This is a genomic window from Mesorhizobium sp. WSM3866, from assembly GCF_002294795.1.
Lineage (GTDB): Bacteria > Pseudomonadota > Alphaproteobacteria > Rhizobiales > Rhizobiaceae > Mesorhizobium.
The window spans coordinates 719,783-736,823 of the sequence record NZ_NSGC01000001.1; the positions used below are offsets into that span (position 1 = coordinate 719,783).

General features: G+C 58.2%; 19 protein-coding genes and 1 tRNA gene. 12 read left to right on the forward strand and 8 right to left on the reverse strand.

All coding sequences use genetic code 11. The features are described 5' to 3' along the window. Window positions 1–92: 92 nt before the first annotated feature. From CK222_RS03400 to CK222_RS03430, 5 genes are all read left to right on the forward strand, one after another. Window positions 93–1,082 carry a LysR family transcriptional regulator gene (locus CK222_RS03400; RefSeq protein WP_095799370.1) on the forward strand — a complete coding sequence of 330 codons (990 nt, stop codon included), beginning with the start codon at window positions 93–95 and terminating at the stop codon, window positions 1,080–1,082. A 270-nt stretch (window positions 1,083–1,352) separates the two neighbouring features. Continuing rightward, the gene (locus CK222_RS32155; RefSeq protein ID WP_176477554.1) at window positions 1,353–1,652 is read left to right on the forward strand and encodes a hypothetical protein; all 300 of its coding nucleotides are present in this window, start codon (window positions 1,353–1,355) and stop codon (window positions 1,650–1,652) included. A gap of 231 nt (window positions 1,653–1,883) precedes the next feature. Further along, window positions 1,884–2,357: a hypothetical protein gene (locus tag CK222_RS03415; protein WP_095799372.1), complete on the forward strand. Its 474-nt coding sequence runs from the start codon at window positions 1,884–1,886 to the stop codon at window positions 2,355–2,357. A 916-nt stretch (window positions 2,358–3,273) separates the two neighbouring features. Continuing rightward, window positions 3,274–3,666 carry a hypothetical protein gene (locus CK222_RS03420; RefSeq protein WP_141247032.1) on the forward strand — a complete coding sequence of 131 codons (393 nt, stop codon included), beginning with the start codon at window positions 3,274–3,276 and terminating at the stop codon, window positions 3,664–3,666. Window positions 3,667–4,232: 566 nt separating this feature from the next. Next, entirely contained in the window at window positions 4,233–5,324 is a 1,092-nt protein-coding gene (locus CK222_RS03430; RefSeq protein WP_176477555.1) for a DUF1998 domain-containing protein, read from the forward strand. A gap of 52 nt (window positions 5,325–5,376) precedes the next feature. On the opposite strand, the gene CK222_RS03435 is transcribed toward CK222_RS03430, so the two are convergent. Then, on the reverse strand, window positions 5,377–6,507 hold the full coding sequence (locus tag CK222_RS03435) for a hypothetical protein (protein ID WP_095799376.1): 1,131 nt from the start codon (window positions 6,505–6,507) through the stop codon (window positions 5,377–5,379). Window positions 6,508–6,715: 208 nt separating this feature from the next. Continuing rightward, window positions 6,716–7,648, reverse strand: a complete 933-nt coding sequence (locus tag CK222_RS03440; RefSeq protein ID WP_095799377.1) for a 5'-nucleotidase — start codon at window positions 7,646–7,648, stop codon at window positions 6,716–6,718. 114 nt (window positions 7,649–7,762) lie between these two features. Between CK222_RS03440 and CK222_RS03445 the strand changes: the two genes are divergently transcribed. Continuing rightward, complete coding sequence (locus CK222_RS03445) at window positions 7,763–8,851, forward strand: hypothetical protein (RefSeq protein ID WP_095799378.1); 1,089 nt, start codon at window positions 7,763–7,765, stop codon at window positions 8,849–8,851. A 61-nt stretch (window positions 8,852–8,912) separates the two neighbouring features. After that, a complete protein-coding gene (locus CK222_RS03450) occupies window positions 8,913–9,371 on the forward strand; it encodes a GNAT family N-acetyltransferase (RefSeq protein ID WP_176477556.1) in 459 nt (152 codons plus the stop codon). A 1-nt stretch (window position 9,372) separates the two neighbouring features. Here the strand turns inward: CK222_RS03450 and CK222_RS03455 are convergent, their stop codons facing one another. Continuing rightward, window positions 9,373–9,879: an AAA family ATPase gene (locus CK222_RS03455; protein ID WP_095799380.1), complete on the reverse strand. Its 507-nt coding sequence runs from the start codon at window positions 9,877–9,879 to the stop codon at window positions 9,373–9,375. 1,020 nt (window positions 9,880–10,899) lie between these two features. On the opposite strand from CK222_RS03455, the gene CK222_RS32160 reads away from it, so the two are divergent. Then, window positions 10,900–11,199 carry a hypothetical protein gene (locus CK222_RS32160; protein WP_176477558.1) on the forward strand — a complete coding sequence of 100 codons (300 nt, stop codon included), beginning with the start codon at window positions 10,900–10,902 and terminating at the stop codon, window positions 11,197–11,199. Continuing rightward, entirely contained in the window at window positions 11,186–12,208 is a 1,023-nt protein-coding gene (locus tag CK222_RS03465; RefSeq protein WP_095799381.1) for a tyrosine-type recombinase/integrase, read from the forward strand. Before CK222_RS32160 ends, CK222_RS03465 begins: the two co-directional genes overlap by 14 nt. On the opposite strand, the gene CK222_RS03470 is transcribed toward CK222_RS03465, so the two are convergent. The 4 genes from CK222_RS03470 to CK222_RS03490 form a co-directional block, all read right to left on the reverse strand. Next, window positions 12,209–12,433, reverse strand: coding sequence for a hypothetical protein (locus CK222_RS03470; protein ID WP_095799382.1), 225 nt, complete (start codon window positions 12,431–12,433; stop codon window positions 12,209–12,211). A gap of 176 nt (window positions 12,434–12,609) precedes the next feature. Further along, entirely contained in the window at window positions 12,610–12,909 is a 300-nt protein-coding gene (locus CK222_RS03475; protein WP_245432954.1) for a hypothetical protein, read from the reverse strand. Between the two features lie 389 nt (window positions 12,910–13,298). After that, window positions 13,299–13,682, reverse strand: coding sequence for a hypothetical protein (locus tag CK222_RS31485; RefSeq protein WP_141247033.1), 384 nt, complete (start codon window positions 13,680–13,682; stop codon window positions 13,299–13,301). Window positions 13,683–13,778: 96 nt separating this feature from the next. Then, a tRNA-Gly gene (locus CK222_RS03490) sits at window positions 13,779–13,852 on the reverse strand. Between the two features lie 393 nt (window positions 13,853–14,245). On the opposite strand from CK222_RS03490, the gene CK222_RS03495 reads away from it, so the two are divergent. The 3 genes from CK222_RS03495 to CK222_RS03505 all read left to right on the forward strand — a co-directional run bounded on the left by CK222_RS03495 (window position 14,246) and on the right by CK222_RS03505 (window position 16,127). Beyond that, window positions 14,246–14,980, forward strand: coding sequence for a hypothetical protein (locus CK222_RS03495; RefSeq protein WP_141247034.1), 735 nt, complete (start codon window positions 14,246–14,248; stop codon window positions 14,978–14,980). Then, window positions 14,959–15,714 carry a glycosyltransferase gene (locus CK222_RS03500; protein ID WP_095799386.1) on the forward strand — a complete coding sequence of 252 codons (756 nt, stop codon included), beginning with the start codon at window positions 14,959–14,961 and terminating at the stop codon, window positions 15,712–15,714. Before CK222_RS03495 ends, CK222_RS03500 begins: the two co-directional genes overlap by 22 nt. A 149-nt stretch (window positions 15,715–15,863) precedes the next feature. Next, entirely contained in the window at window positions 15,864–16,127 is a 264-nt protein-coding gene (locus tag CK222_RS03505; RefSeq protein ID WP_095777454.1) for a DUF6460 domain-containing protein, read from the forward strand. Here the strand turns inward: CK222_RS03505 and CK222_RS03510 are convergent. Then, a complete protein-coding gene (locus tag CK222_RS03510) occupies window positions 16,102–17,040 on the reverse strand; it encodes a histone deacetylase (RefSeq protein ID WP_095799387.1) in 939 nt (312 codons plus the stop codon). The two genes, CK222_RS03505 and CK222_RS03510, sit on opposite strands and share 26 nt — an antisense overlap. Window position 17,041 lies beyond the last annotated feature (1 nt).

Below are 17,041 nucleotides of genomic sequence, written 5' to 3' on the forward strand. Positions count from 1 at the left end.
CATAACTGTCAAATGCGATCTTTGCTGGTTGCTATACCGAAACTGGTATGATTTAGCGTAGAGCAGAGAACTGCCGGAGAGGCTGGGAAATCATGGCGGCGCTGCGCGATCCTGATGCGATTTCAGGGAGTTACGAGAAGCTTCCGGGGGACGGCGAAACGCTCCTGCGCAGCGGCCTGAGCCTGCGCCATATGCGAATGATCGCCGCGCTCGACGATCACGGAGGGGTGAGCGCCGCCGCCCAGGTGATGAATATTTCCCAGCCGGCGGCCTCGCGCATGATCGCCGAGATGGAGGCGGTGCTCGACGTGAAATTGTGCGAGCGGCTGCCGCGCGGCGTGACGCTGACCCCTTACGGTCAGGCGCTCGCCAGGCGCGCCCGCTCGATCCTGCTCGAAATGCGCGAAGCCGACCGCGAGATTTCGGAACTCAAGGCAGGCAAGGGCGGCTCGGTGTTTCTCGGCGCCGTGACTGCGCCGGCGATCGAACTGGCGGTGCCGGCGATTCGCGAGATCCGCCGCATCTATCCGCGCATCGAGATCACCATGCAGGTCGAGACCTCGAACGTGCTCGCTCGCGAGCTGATCGCCTCCCGCCACGACTTCATCATCGCCCGCATCCCGGATGACCTCAATCCGCGGCTGTTCGAATCGCGCGTCATCGGCATCGAGAAGGCCTGCCTGATCGTGCGCCGCGGCCATCCGCTTGCCGGCGGCGGGATGGTCGGCCTGGAGGAGACGGCTGCCTATGATTGGGTCTTCCAGTCCGGCGGCTCGCCCCTGCGCCAGGCGATGGAAAGCAATTTCTTGAACCGCAACATCCCGCTTCCCGACCGCATCCTCAACACCTCGTCGCTGCTCTTGACGCTGGTAATGGTGGCGCAATCTGACGCCATCGCCCCCGTTTCGGTGCAGGTGGCCAAGTTCATCCAGAGCGGCGACGGGCTGTCCGGAGCGATCGATGTCGTTCAGACCGAGTTCGACATCGAGGTCCGGCCCTACAGCCTGATCACGGTCAGGAACCGGGCGCTCTCGCCCGCCGCCAAGATGCTGCACGACTTCATCCTGCGCGAAGTGGGGTAATGGAACGAGAATGCTACCTGTGCGTTCAAACAGATCGGCAGTTCGCTGGAGCCCGTTTGGGTGAGGGAACCACCTGCCGATGCTGAACTATCGGGAGGTCTTTGATGGAACGTCGCTTGTTTCTGACTGGAATGCTTGGCGTTGCGGGGGCAGCGGCAATTGCAACCCTCGCTGGCCCCAGTAGGGCGGTTGCCGGAATTCCAAGCGGCAACGGAATTCTCGATGAACTCGATAAGCCCGATACCGCCGTCTTCGAGGATGGAGACGAACGTGCTGAAGTGGAGCAGGTTTACCATCGTCATTGGCATCACGGCCGTCGCCGCCGCAGACGGCGCCGCGTTTGGAGACGTGTTTGCCGCCGCTACTGGCGTCGTGGCCGCTGGCGTCGCCGCTGCTGGCGCGAACGTGTTTGGATTGGCTTTTGGCTTTAGCGGTTCAGCTTTGGATAAGAGCCGCTCACCCGCAGTAAAGAACTGTTTTTACGGAATTCCGGACCGAGACGTGGTCCTGGATTGCTCAACCGGTCCAGAGCCGGCCGCCGCAAGGTGGCTGGCTTCTTTTCCGCCATAGATCGCGCGGCGATCCTCTTCTAGGGCCCAAGCCCCTCGCCTTTCGAGCGGCTCTTTCGTTTGCGCGCTTTCGCCGAACGAGGTGGCTCCCTTCGGAGTGCGGTCAAAAAGCACGTTGATTTTCCAGTCCCCCTGCTGTTGAGAGGATGCGGGCAGTTGGGCGATCTGGATGTTCGATGTTTTCAAAGCTGCCTGTTGTTAACCATCGCAATGTTAGCCTTGGTCTCGCCGGATGAGCGAGGTCACCAATATGCACGCCGATCTGCCGCGCGCGCGGGTTAAGCGGAGGCTGATAGCCAAGGCGCTAGCATTCCTCGCCGCCGCCCTGACAACGCTGCCCGCAGATGCCGAAACGGTGCAGGAAAATCCCGGCGGTCAGATCGTGATCTTCGCTTTGCACGTCGCCGAGCTGCGCGCCGCGAACGAGCCTGTGGAATTCGACGGTGCCTGCGACAGCGCCTGCACGCTCTATCTGTCTTTGCCCGCCGAGCAGCTTTGCATCACGCCGCGTGCATCCTTCGGCTTCCATCTGCCTTACGGCGTCGGCGCCCATGAGAACGCAATCGCCGCCGGGTACCTGATCTCGCAATATCCCGACTGGGTTCGCCTGTGGATCGAGGAACGCGGCGGCCTGTCGCGCACCATCGTGCGGATGGAAGCCGCCGAGGCCGCAAAGCATCTTCCCCTCTGCGGCGTGCTGGCCTGACCGGCAAGCGGCAACGATCGCATTCGCCATCGGCCGCCTGAGGACGCTCTGCCAGATCGCTGCGACCGCGCGGCACTGTAGCGAGGGATGGAGCGGGTAGCGGGAATCGAACCCGCGCGTTCAGCTTGGGAAGCTGGACGTAATCACGATATTTCAATGGCTTGGGTGCAAAACGGGCCCAATTTCCATCAGAAATTCTGCAATGGAATCAGTGACCTTGTAAAACCTTTGAGTGCGCACGCCACAAGCGATCAACGCTATCAGACGACGCCATTCACTCAATGGGCCGCCAGACGGCCACCGGCCGTGGGCGCCCCTTCTGGCGAGGGCGGGGCCAAGAATGCCCTAAGATCATCGATGACCGTCTCGAATCCTGTGTCGCGCTCCGCGCCAGGAAGTCGCCTCTCTCCATTGGGCGCCCTTGCCGGTTGCGAAGGCTGACGCGAGCGCCGGCATAGTCGGCTTCGTTGGGGATAGGCCGCTGTAGATCTAGCGGTCGAACTCGACATGATCGTCCTGCACAGGCGTCGAGCAGATTGTTCCGATTGTCTCGACCATTGCCCCGACACTAGGATCTAGCTCAGTTCGTCCGAGCTATGGCTGGCGCCATCGATTCAAGCTGTAGGACGTGACGAGGGCATTCAGATCGCAACCCGGATCCCCGAGGCCATATGGGCAAGAGGGCGGTAGCACAATGAACATCAAAAGAGGCTTTTGATAAGTATATATTTTGAACTATGAGTATAAAAGGCGACGATTCGCTAATTAGCGAAAAAGCTAATTAGCGAATCAGTCAAACTCCGAAAAATTCAGCAGATAACTCCTTGAGGTATACGAAAAAACGACTCGTATTCCACTGCATAAATGCTATATTGAGATGATAGAAATTAAGATGTGCCTTAGGAGGTTCGAACGAATGTTGTCGGCGCAAACGAAGAGACCAATCGCCAGCTACATCGAAAAGTGGGCAAATGCCTCAGTGTGTAGCTATCAGGACATCGCCGTTAGGGCTGGCTTTACGAAAGCCGACATCATCTACATGTTCATCAGCGGCGAACACAGAGTTCCTCTAGATTGTATTCCGGCATTGGCTAGAGCGCTCGGGTGCGACGGCAACGAGCTCTGGACGCTAGCGCTGCAGCAATACTTCAAGCCCGAGATTCTCCGGCAGATTCAAGAGCTCTCCACACGTGACCATTCGCCGAACGAGCGGGCGTGGATCAACGCTTTACGGAGCATGTCGGGAGGCGCGGATCCTGAACTGACTCATAAGCGGTCGGAGCGCCTACGCGAGATCCTGCTGGACTGAGCACAGCCTTCCTCCCCGATCCATTTGCCCTGTGGTCTATTGATGAACGATCGCCAACTTCCCAACGTGGCAGTGCTTATAGATACCGAGAACGTGTCAGCTGGATATGCAGATCGGTTATTCGATCAAGTCGCATCCATCGGTTGCGCTACTGTGAGACGTGGCTATGGCGACTTCACAGGACTTTGGTCTGCGTCTTGGGCGAGGGCCTTCGAACGGCACGCCATAGCACCACGCCAACAGTTCAGCGCCGGGAGGGGGAAAAATTCCGCCGACATCGCTTTGGTTATCGATGCCATGGATCTTTTGAATCAGAGCGCTATTGGCGCAATATGCCTTGTCTCGGGCGATAGCGATTTTACGCCTCTTGCCCTGCGAGTTCGCGAACAGGGCGTCCCGCTCTTTGGATATGGGAATGCCAAATCCCCCGAACGGCTTCGCAGCGCATGCAAGAAATTCACCTATCTCGAGAACCTCGGCATCGTGCCCCGAGCCATGCCTTGGCGATCGTCCCAGACATCGCTCCAACCGGTCGACGAAGCAGCCTCTCTGCTCCGACGTGCACAGTGATCTCTCTGACACGCACCGATGATCGCGTGCGCCAAATCATTGACGAACATCGGCAGACGATCGAGTCCCTTCGAAACCTGCCGAATTTTATCCAGGTCCTGAGATCACTTCCCCAAACCAAGCAGCCGTTTGCGTCCTTCTCGGACGAGGAGATACTGAATGCGGTGGCCAACATGGCCGAGGGTGCGGATGGCACCTCGACAAACCCCCGCATTGCAGAATTCGATGCTTTGGCATCCGGCGCGCCAACGATTGGCCATGACGCCGCCGGTGCTTTCCTGTTCGCGGAAACGCTCGACCGTGCGGCTCTGAAACTATCCGGCCCATGGGATGAGTTCTTGGCAAACATCGTCAAGGTCAGTCGCCTTCGCGAGGTGACTTGTCTCTACGGTTTCACGCGGCTCGAGCCTCCGCCAACTTCGGCTGAAACTGAGCTAGATGAAATCCAGCTGAAAGTAGACGGTGCGCCGCTGGACCGGGAGGTTAAGTGGTTGCCAGCCATCGAACAGTTCGGGGAAGGGATCTTCCTCCACATCAACCCAGACTATGTCCGAAAATGGCGCGATCGCGCGGATGTTGTAAGTCATGCTGAAGAGCTACGACGTGGCGAGGCGCTCGAGGCCGCTCACTTCAATCGACCGCCGCGCCATCTCGGCGTTGCCTATTGGGCTCTTCATTCGCTTTCACACGCTTTGATGGCTGAGCTAGCCTTGGAGTGCGGATATCCGATTTCTTCGCTCAAGGAACGCATCTATGCGAGCGGAGCCGGCCAGCCCGATCGCTTTGGCATCCTGATCTACACATCGACCGCCGGCGCCCAAGGGACCCTCGGTGGTCTGAGCGGTATGGCCGAACGTGTGCCGGAAATCTTGGCAAAAGCGGTGCGCGATCTGGAGCTTTGCTCGAACGACCCAATTTGCGCTGACCACCATGCTGGGACGGACCTCGACGAACGCCCGCTCCATGGGGCCGCATGCCATGCGTGCGTGCTTGTGCCCGAGACGTCGTGTGAGGCGAGAAATACCAGGCTGGATCGAGGCCTTTTGGTCTCTACATTGATCGGCTCAAGGTCCGCGATGTTCCTGTGAAGAGTGCGAGCCTGAGCGGCCATTCCACCGCAGTAGGAGGGCACTTCGCCGCCTACCTTTCGGGGTATTGCCACCTCAATCTGAGAGCGTCTTCTTCGCTGAGCAGTATCGGCAAGCCTTGGCTGAGAGGATCCAAGCGGCTGACATAGCCTTCCGCCCAGGTGATCCATTCCTGAATCGCAGCTTCGTGCTCCGATCCCGGCAAGAGTCTGTCCTTCACAGCAGCGATGTATGCTTGCAGGTGGCGGGCTTCTTGATGGTCCGATGCTTGTTGTCTGAATACCGCCCCTCTGACTCGGTCGATCGCCTCGAGGCGCTGTTGTTCCTCCCTGCGCCTACTCTCCTCCGCCCATCGGCGATCGCGTTCCTCGAGCTCGACACGCTGTTGCTTCAAGGCGGCTGCAGCCCGTTCAATGCCGTCCAGGAAACCGGCTAGGACATCCTCCACCCGTTGGCGTTTGCCGTCAGCCCATTTCTGCCTGATGCCAAGATAGGTCGCGTTTGTGATCGATAGCTGTAAATGGCCGGACCTGACGCGGTCGTGCTCGGGAATTGCTCGGCCATAACTCCGGTGGTCGCGAATTTCTGTGGCGGTAGGGGTGTGCGGGGTCAGTGCGTATCCTTCGGACAGTTGCAGCTCGACTTTCTCACCATCGACCACCACACCAGCCTTAGTATCGGCAGCGACGCTCCATGATCTCTGGGCGACGGCTGCCTTTAGACTAGTAATAAGATTGGCAGCACGAGGGACACTATCGCGGCTGATGTCGACGCATATGAGGCCCGATCGCAGATGGACGTCACCAGCCACCAACGATCGTCTGAGGTCCTTCTGTATCTTAATCGCCAGCGGATCAGTTACCTCGACCGGAGCCGCGGCGTGGATCGGCTTGTCGTCGGTGACCTCTTCGACGGACGGCCATTCCTGGTTGAACGCAGGTTCCACCTGGTCCCCGATCTGGACCAGCTGGTTTCGCCTGAACTTGCCTATTGGCAGGGTTCGGCGTTTCGGTGGGCTGCCGTTAGCGACCATTCGCCAATAATGCGGTGGCGGAACTGGTATATCGTTCTCTCGGCAGATCGCGGAGATCTTCCCGGCCGAAGCGCCGAGATGGGCGCTGACCTCCTCCATGGACTTGGTCCATACCAGGTCGTGGAGAGTAGTGCGGGTAACGGTGGTCATGCGGTTGCCAGCAAATGGTGACGTCGACACTTTCATCGATGCTGCCACCCATCCGGTCCAGAGTTCGTGCGGCCGCAGACAGAAATATCCACCGCAAGGATGATCCACGAAGTGCGCTTGTCCGACACAAGCGATCGCGTCGGTTATCAGCCCCAAAGGTTGCGCCCGCAAGATCGTTTCTTAAAACCCGCCTAAACCGGAAGGGCGTTCAAGCTGGAATAACTGGGACTCCAGGGTCATGAGGTCCCGGAACAAGCCCGGCCGCAACCACCTCGCTCGCTCCCAGAATATGCTTCTCCTGATCATCGAAGAAGATGTGCGCACGGGTGGCTTTTAGAATTGGAGCCTTCTCGTGCCTGCCGACGAAATGCGCCTCGTCGGCCGGTGTTCCCCATGCCCGCAAGGTATGGATTACCCGCTCGTGCGCCGGTGCATTTCTGGCAGTTACTATCGCAATTCGGACACGACTTGTCCCGTCGGGTCTCATGAATTTCTGCCTGAGAGCAGCCAGCTTCGGAAGGAACGTTTTCCCAAATGGACCGCGCTCCATCGGCACCGTGGCGTTGTCGCGTTCATACTGAAGAAAGTGCTCCAATCCATGTTCATTATAAAGTTTGTCGGATGCCTCACTAAAGACCACCGCGTCACCGTCCAAAGCGATCCTAACCTCGTCTGAGGGATTCTCATCGACATTGCTTGGCAGGGGGCCGAGCCTAGCCGCGGCGGTCCCGGCAAGCACTGCGGCTTTAACATCATCAGCATCGTTCGAAAGGAACAGGTCTACATTCCACGCCTTTACGAATGGCGCGACTGAACGACCGCTTGTGAAACTCCCTCTTCTGATCGGCAAGCAATAGTGGTCAAATGAGTTGAAGGCTCTGAGCGAGAGATCGGGTGAATTTTTGGAAAGCAATATGACCTCGACGAGCGGTTCTTGCTGGACAGAGTTCAACGCAAGCAGACGCCGTGTCACCTCGAAAGCCGCTCCAGGTTTAAGTGGCTCCTTTTCTCGGGCCCGCTGTAGTTCAGCATAGGCATGGACGCCGTCCCGTTCGAAGACAGAGTGCTCCTCTACGAGGTCGAACATCGCCCTGGTCGAAATTCCTACCGTAAGTGGCAGGTTACTCATGTGATCGGTCATGACACCCCCCTGTTCTGCTGAGTTGTTTGGTATTCGAAGCCAACACCTATATGCCTGATTATTAAGCAATTATAGGCATGGTGCTCGCTCCGGTTTCATTGGGCAGAGATTTAAATGACGTCCACGATAGCGCTCTGGCATTTGCGGAAAGAGCAGCATGAGATTGTCGGAAGGGCGCCGAGTCTCGAGGTTCACATTAACCTCTGGCGGCACAATCCTGGAAACGCTGACCACAATCTGCTGGATATCGGGATACGGGTCTTAGATGTCCAAGACCTGAGCGCTATCAAGCTCTTTGTTCCAGCTGCCATCGCCAAGCAAGAAATCTCCGATCTTGGATCACTTCTGCGCAACCAAGACACCCTAAGCGCAGTATTCAACGAAGTCTTGACGATCGGCACAAGCAATCCTTCCACTAACGCCTTCACTGTAAAGCGAGGAAACGAAGCATATGTCACAGTTCACCCGATCGATATTGATGCATACCTAACCGTCGAAAATTTGAAAGACGGCGCGGATACCCAAGGGACGATATTATCTATATCGGCGGACTTCTGTCACCGACTCCACAGCCCTGGCGAGCACTACATCAGATTGCGGATCAAGCTCTTAGGGGGCTCGGAGAGAGCCTTCAGTTCCGATACCAGTGCCGAGGACGGCATTTTTCTCAGTTCATTCTCCGTTTCCGAAATTACAGAACTTCGCTTCAATGAAGCAAGGAGTTTACCTAAGACGCTTCTAAAGAGAGTGATGCTAGAGAGGTGGGTTACCCCAAGAATTGAGACGCTCCATTACTTCTTAGTTCGGGACTCTGGATTCGATCTAATCGCATCACACGCAAACTTCCGCAAAATGCGTCGCCTAGAGGCAAAAATATGGGACGACTACTTACGTGATCTGGCTCCAGATGTAGCTCCCGACAAAATGATAATCTACCATTGGCGCTACGGTGGGCTGGGTGAAGGCGCGGTTTCGGATGTAGTGACGTTGGCGAAGTTCCGTCGGGCACGAAAGAACAACATCTGGCGCTATGCGTTCATCGTCGGCCTTCTCGGCGCCTTCGGCAGCGGGGTTCAAGCGGCGTTTGTCGCCCTGTGGAGTCTTACCTGCTGGGGGCCCCTGGCGACCTCACTGGCGGCACTGGTCTCAATTCTCGTGCTGCTGTCAATCAGCTATCATGTTTTGAAGCCGCGCCCAGACTGAGGTGATTGTTATGCGAAATGACGTGCGGTATTCATGTGATTCGCGTCCCAAGGAGGGGATCTTGCAACAGATAAGCTGCGACCTCGGCCGGCCGGCTGGGGGAGGCGTTGTTAGCACCGATATAGCGAGTGCTGTTCGTGGTTTACGGCAACTTTACCCAAACATCGAACTGTGGTTCGCCCTAAAAGTCGGCCCCGGTTTGTTGGATGGTTCTCGTGCGATCTTCCAGCGTGGAAGTGACAGCCTTGACGGTTTCGTGATCGCGAAACGAACCCTTCACGAGAGGAAGATTTGCACGCTGTGGGTTGATCCCAGTAAACGCAGACAAGGGCTAGCCTCGGATCTGATGGCTGAAGCTAGCGAATGGCTTGGAACCAGGTTCCCCCTAATCACCGTCGGTGAAGAGCGGCTGTCCGAATTGGGAAAGCTATTCGAGTATCACTCGTTTGTTTGCACCGGCGCCATCGAAGGAATTTATCGCCGGCATCGAAAAGAGTTTATTTTCAACGGGTGGCTGTAAACTATTTCAATTCGAAAACTTGATAGAGGCGGTCAAGATCGCCAGAATTCACGCCATGCATATCGACGCCGAGCTTTTTGGACACATCGCGAAGCGTCGCCGCCTCTATCTCTTGCAAAAGAGCAATCGCTTCGGGGCTGCTTAGACTAGCTGGCCAAGTGCGATTCTTAAGGATCAGAGACGGCTCGCCGGTTATCAAAACAATTCGGCTCAGACCAATTGCATTGAAGAATTCAAAGGGCACCTGAAGCGGCGCGTCATCTACGATCAATATGCCGTGACCATCCAGGATAGCTCTCTTCCGGTCAACATTAGAAAGCTTTGCGATCCAGTCGGCGAGAGCCGCCTGGTTCTCAATGGCTTCGTCCAAGGTAAGGCCCTCTATCGGGCGATCTATCGACCTCAATATAGCGCTTGCTTGAATGTGGGTGTATTCTGGAATCCGCGACACCAAATTCCGGATCATCGAGGTTTTTCCAGATCCAGATAGACCACCGACAAATATCATGTAAGAGCCGTTAGAATTGGATGCATCGAGTCAATCTTCATCCAAGATTGCGGTGGGCGCAAGAAATAGTCATCCTTAAGTTTCTTTAGTGAAAGTGGCGAATCTAGCCGAACAGGTTCAAGTATTGTAACAGCATTAGCTAGATTAGTATTTGCAAAATACTCATCGAAATACTCTCTCGAACATCCGGTCCATACGCCGATTTTCTGCCACAACTCGAGAGGAGTGGCAGTGATGATTTCCCCTATCGTAAACCTTCCGACTATCGACGAAATAGGGGCGGTCGCATACAACAGCGCGGGCGTCCCGACCGGCACGTTTTGAGGCCCTCGGCGGCGTAACTCGAACCGCTTCTCTAGAGCCAGGATTAATTCAACCCACGTTGGGGCGATGCTGAATATCAGTGCCACAGGGCTCGTCCAATGAAGGCGCAGCTAGCTAGCTCCTATGACAATTGCATTGCTGCGTCCACAATCATAGCTGCAGAGCTCGCCTGAACGAAGCAGCGCTCCATCGGCGAGGCTAATGGGGCCCTTTGCCATGCCAAGCCTCATTAGCGCAGCCGGCGGCCACCCGTTGGAGCTTTGTTGCTGGAACATGAAGGTGCCCAGGGTGCTGGCAGGCCCTGGCAGGGCACCAGGGAGCGAATGTTGCACTGGCGCTGCTCTATGGTTCCCTTAAGGTAGTGTCACGGCTTTCGACGACAAATTGGCACCCCCGGCAAGACGGTAACAATTCGTGAAGTCGAGTGGCCGGCCTGCCGCTATAACCTCTGAAATGTCGAGCCTGCTCGCTCCGCCCAAGCTGCTGAATTCCTGGCCGTCACTCCGAAGCATTTGCTTGAATTGACGAACGAAGGCGCTGTGCGCCGGGTGATCATCGGTCTCGACGGCAAGAAGGCAACCCGGCGCCGAAGGTCAGACGATCTCTCCGAATTTCATTGGGAGGCCGAGCCAAAAGGCACGTCGGTATATCGAAACACGACCAAACGAGAACTTAGCGGAGGAGAAACTCCATCCAATGATCACTGTCGACCTCATCCATCCTCTCGCGCCTGATGTTCGCCGCGGCTACGACCGCAAGGAAGCAGCATCCTACGTTGGCGTCAGCCCGACACATTTTGATAAGCTCGTCCGCATCGGCAAAATGCCGAAACCGGTCGTGTTCCTTGGCCGCAAAGTCTGGGATCGCAGGGCGCTCGACCGTGTGCTCGATAACCAGTCGGGCATCCAGACCCAGGCTGGCATGGTGGATTCTGCTGTCACGGACGATCTCGACCGTGAGCTCGCCGAGTTCGAGGCAAAGCATGGTCACGCTTAGACTCAAGGGCCTGCACAGGGTCAAGGCCAAGGGCAGGATCTACTGGTATGCTTGGCGCGGCGGTCCACGCCTTACCGGCGCGCCTGGATCGCCGGAATTTCTGGCGTCCTACAATGAGGCAGTCGCCAATCGTCAGTCATCAGACAGCGGTCGGTTCCGCTCGCTGATCGCGCTCTACAGGGCAAGCGCCGACTACAAAAAACTAGCAGAGTCGACGCGACGCAACTGGGGTCCATGGCTTGACCGGATCGCCGGTCATTTCGGGGAGCTGCGGATCGCCCAGTTCGATCGGTCGGACAAGATCAGGCCGGTGATCCGCCGGTGGCGCGCGGCATACGCTGAGACTCCGAGATCAGCCGATTATGGCATGCAGGTGCTCTCACGCGTGCTCTCATATGCGGTCGATCCGCTCGGCAAGATATCCTCGAACCCTTGCGAAGGGATCAAACAGGTTTACAGCAGCTCTCGGTCGGAAATCGTCTGGACAGACAGCGACATCGCGCACCTGAAGAAGACGTGCTCGGCCGAGATTGCCCAAGCTGTCGACCTGGCTGCACATACCGGCCTTCGCGTCGGCGATCTCATCCGCTTGTCCTGGTCCCATGTCGGCGAGGACGCCATGATCATAACCACCGGCAAAAGCAGACATCAGCGCGAGGCCATCATTCCGCTCTATCAGGGACTGCGCGACATCCTCGGACGAATACCGAAGCGCTCACCGGTCATTCTGACCAGTAGCAAGAAGCGCCCGTGGACTGTCAACGGTTTGGCCAGTTCGTTCTCCGACGCCAAGAAGATCGCATGGCCGAAAGGCGACGACCTGCACTTCCACGACCTGCGCGGCACTGCAGCGACGAAGTTCTATGTCTCCGGCCTGACCGAGCGCGAGATCGCCGAGATCATGGCTTGGGAGGAAGAGCACGTCGCGCGCATTATCCGCCGCTACGTTGGCCGGCAGGCTGCGATCAAGGAGCGCATTCAGAAGCTCAACGAGGCAAGAAAGTCCTGACTAGTTCGCGCGAACGGTGCGGGTCTGGCTTTCGATCTTGCCTTTCGGTGTGAAATCGATGGTCTGGCCGGCGCTCGCGAAGTGAACCAAACCGTATTTCATCAGCAGACCAATAGCATCCTGGTCACAACCGGCCGCCCTGATGGCACCATGTTTCGCGATGTCCGCAAGAATTGCCTCAGCCGCACGTTGCCTATTTAAGTCCATGCTCACGATGAGACGCATTCAGATATCTCCGAATCATTGCGTGGATTGACCAGTCTGAGGTCGGGCACCGGGTCGGTCAACACACCCAACTAGCCGACAGCCCGAAGCTGCGCGGCGCAGTAATCTGCAGATCCGCGCGAAGATACCCGCGACGTGGTCCGCCGCGCTTTCGGGCTCTTCAAGGGACATGCGTTTCATGGGACCGCCACATATCGCGCCAAGGCGCGGCGGTCATCGCCCAGAACTCTGATCGAAATCCCGTTATATCCCCCATCCGAAATGGCGGACCTTACCGCGTCCGTTGAACACCCAAGGTCACGAGCAATGCTCGCGAACAAGTATTGCTGCATTTCATGAGGGTCGTTTGCGATCAACATGTTGATGTGGTCGGCGATGCGTTGCGCCAGCGCGTTTGCCTTTGCGGTCTTGAGCTGCACATTTGCCTTGCCTCCGCGGTAGCTCTTCAGGGAAGGTCTGAGCGGCAGAATCGGCATCTAGTAGCGCCAGCCCTGCTTAAATTCGCTAATGAACCAGCGCTCAACGTCATCGCGCACCGATGTCGAGGAGCGAAATCTGAGATGGCCGGGCGACGTCTGTTGAAGCCAGGAATAGAAATCCGAAAAGGCTGGATCGTCTGGCTGGTGCGGTAGGCCGCGTTCCTCAGCCCATTTCGTGCAGAAATAGCGAACTGCCTGCTCGGCTTCGTCCTTCCTGATGAGCCCCACGTTCGCCCCCTTGTCGATAGTAGACCGATGATGGCACTAACCGAACGAGAACACGAGAGGGAGGCGGGGTAATGTCAGGTTCTCCGAAGGGATTTGGTCGAAGATAGCAAGAACGAGAGAACTAGCTCAATCGGTCTCTTCCACTACGCCGTTTCCTATCACGAAGCCGCCCGAGCCCTGGCCAACATAGGAACGAACACGACCCGATCTATTTTTTGCATTATCACGCCGTGGAACTCTATCTGAAGGCATTCCTTCGGTTGCACGGGATCTCGGTCAGTGAACTCGCCAGCAACAAATACGGCCACAAGACCGATCGTCTCAGCAGGCGGGCTTCCGAATTCGGACTGCCATTGGACGATCAGGATATCGAGGTTCTGCGGCGCATGGAGACCGACATCATGATCCGATCGAGATACATAGTCACCGGATATTTCACGGTGCCAGCCCTCGAGGCTTTGGACCGAACCTGTCAAAGCCTGCGCGAATCGGCGCGCGATGCGATCAGAAAGACCGGAACTTTTGTTCGGCCTTGATTGCATATCGGCCCGGATCGAGAACGAAAGCTGTAAAACAGCCTGTAAAACCGCCTTGTTGCGGTAATCGCAAAATCAGGCCCGAACCTTTGCGGCGCAAGCTGGAGCGGGTAGCGGGAATCGAACCCGCGCGTTCAGCTTGGGAAGCTGACAGGCTACCATTACATCATACCCGCGCAACAGCCTCGTTACCATGATGGCCCCGCATCTAGCAATCGGCGATACATTGAAAAGCCGAGAGCCATCCACCGGCGCTTTGACGCCGTGCCACAACATGGTAATGGCTCAGGGGTTAAGGGTGGGGACCCAGCTTGGAAATCAATGTTCGGAAGAGGAAGCGAGCCTCTCGCTCCGGAAAAGCCTTTGCTGTGGAAGATCTCGGATTCCTGCTGAGGCTTCCTGTTTTTGTATTCGTCTCTCTTTTCGTGCCTGAGAAGAGATGGCGCAGTGTCTGCCTTTGGCTGGAGCGGCTGAAACGGGCGCCTGAGTCTCGGCGCGACGTTGGTGACCAACCGGATCTTGCCGCCTTTGGCATAGCCGGCCGCGAGGACCGGCTCCGGGTCGACGCGATGCGCAGCGAACACAACATCCAGATCGTCCGCGAGTGGCTCGTCGGCTGGCGACCCGAGATCGAACTCCTCGGCGCCGAGCATCTCGATGCGGCGCGCGAACAGGGCCGTGGCGCCGTCCTGTGGATTGCGCATTTCGCCTTCAATGCGCTTGCGGCGAAGATGGTTTTCGCCAAAGCCGGCTTCGATGTCTTCCATGTCAGCAGGCCCGAGCACGGTTTCTCGAAATCGCGCTTCGGCATCCGGTTCCTCAACCCGATCAGAACCGGCGTCGAGCTCAGACATGCCGCGGGCCGTATCGTGATCGACCGCGCCAATCCCGCCGCCAGCATGAACGAGGCGAGGCGGTTGCTTCGCCAGGGCAAGTTTGCGTCCATCACCGCTGGCGCCTGGGAGGGTGAGTTGCTCGTGCGTGCGCGAATCGGCCAGTCGGCCATTGAATTTGCGGGCGGCGCGCCCCGGTTGGCCAGGATCGCCGGCGCTCCCCTGCTGCCGGTCTTCGTCGTTCGTGACGACAGCACAGGCAAGATACGGGTGACTGTGGAAAATCCGATCGATCTTGATCGCAGCCAGGACAAGGCCGAACTGAGCCAGAGCGCCGCGCAAGACTTCGCCGATCGGCACCTGGCCTATCTGAAGGCCAGTCCCCACCAGTGGCGCGACTGGGGCAAGTTGAAGGCTCACCAAGGCACGTTGATCGAGACGGAAGCCGGATGCCTCTCTTCAGCATTCTGATCACCGACGGCGGCAGCGAGCACCTTTCCGGGCTCGTTGCCGAAAACATCCACTCGCTCACGGCTGCTCATCCGGGCGACGAGCACCGCCTGTTCCGGGAAGCGGCGTTGGCGGAGTTCATTTCGACGCATTTCGGAGCAGAGGTGCTTTCGGCTTTCAGGACGCTGCGACCTTATTCATACAAGGCGGACCTCGCCAAATATTGTCTGCTTTATGAGCAAGGCGGCCTTTATGCCGATCTTTCCTATTTCTTCCTGCGCGGAGTGCCTCGCGCTGATGGAAAATTGTCGATCTTTCGCGATTTCCTCAGCTCGACCCCGTGGGACACCAGCATCGGGGTTGTTGCCGCGCCGCCTCGCCACAAGGCGCTCGCCAAGGCGATCGAGCTTGTCTGCGCCAATGTGAAACGGGAATATTACGGGCCGACTGCGCTCTGCCCCACAGGCCCGACCTTGTTCGGCAAGGCCGTCGCGCTGACCTGCGAACCGGAAGACCTCATCGTCGGCGAAGCCCTCAGGTCGGTGCCGTCTGCCGCGCCTCTTCAGGCGTCCGCGGATTTCGGCCATTGCCTCAGCCATGATGGCGAGCCGGTCGCGATCAAGCGTAAGCGGGGCGGCAAGCCGATATCGCACCTCGGTATCGGCGGCGGCAACCGCTACAACAGGCTGTGGCGCTCCAGGGAAGTCTACCGCGACCGGCCGCTTTGGGCCCGCATCTTCCGGTGGAGAATCTGACCGAGCGAGCCACGTGTGCCGGCCGGATCGGGCTATCAAGGCCGCCGGCACAATAGCTTCGCGCGCGGCCTTCGGCTTGATGCCGGGTATCCGAGTGCGTATTTCTGAGGTCGCGCCCCGAATCGGGCAGCTCGAACCGGAGAACGGCCTTGTCCGCACTGACACGCTTTCTCGGCGATACGCCACTCAGGGTGCTTGTGAAGCTGCTGGTGGTTTCCTTCCTCGTCGGCCTCGTCATGCACGCTTTCGGCTGGTCGCCGATGGACGTGCTCTACGGCATCCGCCAGTTCTTCATCGATCTGTGGAATCTCGGCTTCCATACTATCGACCGCTTCCTGGGCTATATCCTGCTCGGCGCCGCGATCGTCGTGCCCGCCTTTATCCTGCTCAGGATTGCGAGCTACAGGAAGTAGCCTGGCGAGCGTCAGCATACGCGGCCGCGACCTCGAACAGAATGGCGTGGCGTGCGGCAAGCGCCGGCACGTCGCTCGAATAGCCGCCGCCGATGACGCCGCATAGCGGGATGCCGGCCTTGCGGAAATAGCTGATGACCAGCTCCTCGCGGCTGCGCAGGCCGTTGTCGGTCAATGTCAGCCGGCCAAGCCGGTCCTCGGCATGGACATCCACGCCGGCATTGTAGAACACGATGTCCCAGCGCCGCCTTGCGCAAAGCTCTGGAAGAATGGCGCCGAGCCGGTCGAGATAGGCAGCGTCGCCGGTGCCGTCCGGCAGCGCGATATCGACATCGGAGGCGATCTTGCGCGCCGGATAATTGCGTTCGCCATGCATGGAAAAGGTGAAGGCGCGCGGCTCATCCTTCAAAATGTCCGCCGTGCCGTCGCCCTGATGCACGTCGAGATCGACGACCAGGATGTTTTCGACGGCGCCCTCCGCAAGCAGGACCAGGGAAGCCACGGCCACGTCGTTGAAGGTGCAGAAGCCCGCGCCTTGGGCACGCCTGGCATGGTGGCTACCGCCGGCGGCGTTGCAGGCTATGCCGTGTTTCAGCGCCAGCCGCGCCGCCAGCACCGTGCCTGCCGTTGCTAGCTGCGCCCTCAATGACACGCGCTGGCTGACCGGGAAGCCGATCTCGCGCTCGATCTTTTCAGGCACCTCGCAAGCGAGCACCTCGTCGACATAGCCGGCCTCGTGCGCGAGCTTGAGCCACGCCGCCGGCGCCCGTTCCGGCATCGAAAGCGCTCCCGCTGCTGCCAGCCCGCGGCTGTGCAAAGCCTCCATCAGCAACGGATATTTGCTCATCGGAAAGCGGTGATTGACGGCAAAGCCGGCGTCGTAGTCGGGATGGTGGACGATCTGCAAAGGCATG